Origin of the sequence: Levilactobacillus paucivorans (assembly GCF_001437125.1) — a bacterium.
In the GTDB taxonomy this organism is placed as follows: domain Bacteria; phylum Bacillota; class Bacilli; order Lactobacillales; family Lactobacillaceae; genus Levilactobacillus; species Levilactobacillus paucivorans.
The window spans coordinates 1-2,860 of sequence record NZ_JQCA01000087.1 but is presented as its reverse complement, the minus strand read 5'-3'; the positions used below and the strand labels follow the sequence as shown (position 1 = coordinate 2,860).

3 protein-coding genes are annotated in these 2,860 nt (G+C 39.8%); all 3 read right to left on the bottom strand.

Features of this window, described 5'->3' with window-relative positions:
* Positions 1-289: 289 nt before the first annotated feature.
* Positions 290-1,600 carry a PBSX family phage terminase large subunit gene (locus IV54_RS07685; protein ID WP_057878788.1) on the bottom strand — a complete coding sequence of 437 codons (1,311 nt, stop codon included), beginning with the start codon at positions 1,598-1,600 and terminating at the stop codon, positions 290-292.
* Entirely contained in the window at positions 1,597-2,178 is a 582-nt protein-coding gene (locus tag IV54_RS07680; protein ID WP_057878787.1) for a terminase small subunit, read from the bottom strand. The genes IV54_RS07685 and IV54_RS07680 overlap by 4 nt, the downstream gene beginning before the upstream one ends.
* Positions 2,179-2,255: 77 nt before the next feature.
* Positions 2,256-2,810: a DNA adenine methylase gene (locus tag IV54_RS07675; protein ID WP_157054384.1), complete on the bottom strand. Its 555-nt coding sequence runs from the start codon at positions 2,808-2,810 to the stop codon at positions 2,256-2,258.
* Positions 2,811-2,860: the final 50 nt, after the last annotated feature.

Below are 2,860 nucleotides of genomic sequence, written 5' to 3'. Positions count from 1 at the left end.
CGATTTATTCATTATACGCTCTCTTAAAAGTTGTCTCAGGAATCAGCTTACATCCAGGCGTACTATTCAATAGTTTAAGATACTGGTAATTGTGTTTAACAAATTTGCTGATGTCTTTTGTGTTGGTGATAAAATGATCCAGTGATGTTCTGCTAGAGTGTACTCTATATAGACATTACAGCTTACAAGACCGAATATCCTGTGAATCCAAATTCTGTAAGCTTAAGACATGCTTTTTAATTGTTTAATCAACTGTCCATTTTGAGTGTCTATTTTAGACATGAATAAATTACCAAAAATCATCAGGATAATCGATCAACCCATTATCAGCTAATAGCTTTGTTTGATCGTTATAACTGTTATCCGGTTGTTTGTTATTTTGATTCCACAACTTGGTTGCAATCGCATATCGTACAGCGTCCATGACATGGTCATGCTCTTTAACCGGCTCACCCGTTTTGTCATTCCAGACATACTGATAAACCTCATCCAAGAATTGTTGCATGCCTTCTTGAACAGCCATAAACTGGCGCTGTTTAATTTTACCGGCAACCGTTTCAATACCTTTTAGAACTGACTTATAGGCATACAAAGCGTTAATATGATTAGCTTGAAACTCATCAATATGTTCAACCCGGGCCGTGTCACAATAAAATGGAATGTTGTATCCATAGTCTTGTTGTATCTGCTTAGCGACACTAACCCAATGGCCAATCTGTTGCAAATTACCGGTGTGTTCCTCAACCAAGTACGTATTACCCTGATTGTCGTCAGCAAGCACCACAAGCGACGTATCGTGTTCGTAGCCCCAATCGACGCCACAGTAGTAGTTAAGTGTTTGATCCGCGGTACGTTTATCAAATTCCGAGCGGCTGATAACATTCTTGGACTTATCGAAGTCGCCATAAACCAATCCTTCACCTGCAACCCACAATCCTAAGATACTGCGATCATAGAACATGCCACTCATTTGAGCCTTCATATCATGCACGTACTTCTTAGGCAAAAATGTATTGTCGTCCATCGTGAAATGATTGTAGATGATACCTTTTGACTCGTCCTTAGCTTGATCAATGTACTTACGTTTAAGCCAATGGGTTGGCGTATCTGGGTTGGTATCACCAATGATTCTAGCCCCTTCAAATCCACGAACACGATTACGAATTTCTGCAAATGCTTGTTCATTAGCTAGTGACATTTCATTGATATAAGCTCCCCAGGCATTCATACCACGAATAGATGCCATACCAGCAACTGAACCCGTATAGGCTTGTACAACCCGCACGCCAAACAATTCAAAAGCACCATGCACATCAAACTTAATATTAAGCATAGGGTAAGCCTGCATGATTTCTTGCAGCACGTTGTTAGCAATCGTCTTACTAGAAAATCCGGCTAGAATGTATTGCGCTTTCTTATCCATTGATTGGGCTAACTTGCCAATACGTAATAGCTCACGCAAGAACATGTCATTGTCAATGACCGTCTTGCCAGAACCAACGGCCCCGCTGTTGATCATTAGCGACCAGTCGTCACGGTCAAACTGCTTAAAGACTTCGACTTGCTTCTTTGTATACTTTAAATCAGCATAAGTCGTCATTTGTCGCTGTCCTCCTTCAACCGCTCGAACATCTTGTCAAACTGCTTGCCAACATCTTGGCCACTGCTTCTAGCATCACGAGCCTTTTGTTCTGCCACATCAGCTTCAGCTTCTAGCTTACGAATTTTTTGTTCTTCGACCTCTTTGCTATCATTTTTGAGCTTACCATTTAGTTTGAACCACAGTTCAGCTGCAGCTACCTGCTCTTTAGTTGAGGCTGGTGTCAATGTTGTGTTATCTACCATGTATCCCATGCGAGCATCAAGCGAATCATCATCGCCTGCTGCTTCTTTAGCCAGATTATCAATCTGCACATAATGACGTTCAATCTCTTTGCCAGCACTGATACGATAGATGTTTTTTAGCACTTCGTCAGCTTCGTCAGACTCACGTTTTTCAACATTGCCAGTCTTTTGTTGAATATAATTTTGAATTCTAACATTTTCTAACAATTTCTTAGTTCCAACACTGGCATAGTTCTTAGAGTAGCCTGCTTTTATAGCCGATTGATAAGCGTTGTTAGTTTTGATAAATTCGTTAGCAAATTTACGCTGTTTTGGCGTTAACTTTCGTTTCATTACATACCACCACACCTCCGTTTAATTGGATTGATTACATATAACTTGGCTAGATCATTACTAGCTAGTGTGCTTGCCTAACGGATTACTCTTAGCAGCAACTCATCTCTACACTTACCTGTTGAACGGAAGTTTGTTTTTTTGCCAAAATTAAAAGCCACCTCGGTATAAGGTAGCTTTGTGTATTCGCTAATATAAATTTCTTTTGCTGGGCATTCATGTAGATACCAATTCTCAAATGCTTTATAGTCGAATCCACCATAATCATACTGAGTCCCAACGTATGGTGGATCACAGTAAACAACGTCATCAGCATCGATAACTAGTTCACGATAGTCCTTTACGGAATATTCTAGTTGTTGAAGTTGGTCCAGCTGTTTCAATTGTTGCAGCTGTTTCAATTGTTGTATCCGTTCCAGTTGTTGTATCCGTTCCAGTTGCTCCAGTTGTTGTATCCGTTCCAGTTGCTCCAGTTGTTCTAGTCGCCATTTATGAAATAATCTGTACTTCTCACTAATTGTATTAGCATTTAAAGAATAGCTATATAATTGGTCAAATTCCGTCCCAGTGTTTCCGTAAAAGATGGCCTTAGTTAGCAATAACTTTTCCTCTTCGTTTTTTTGCTCCGGCAAATTCTATAATTAATCCGAACAGAAATTAAAAAGCCCAAAGCAATCACTTA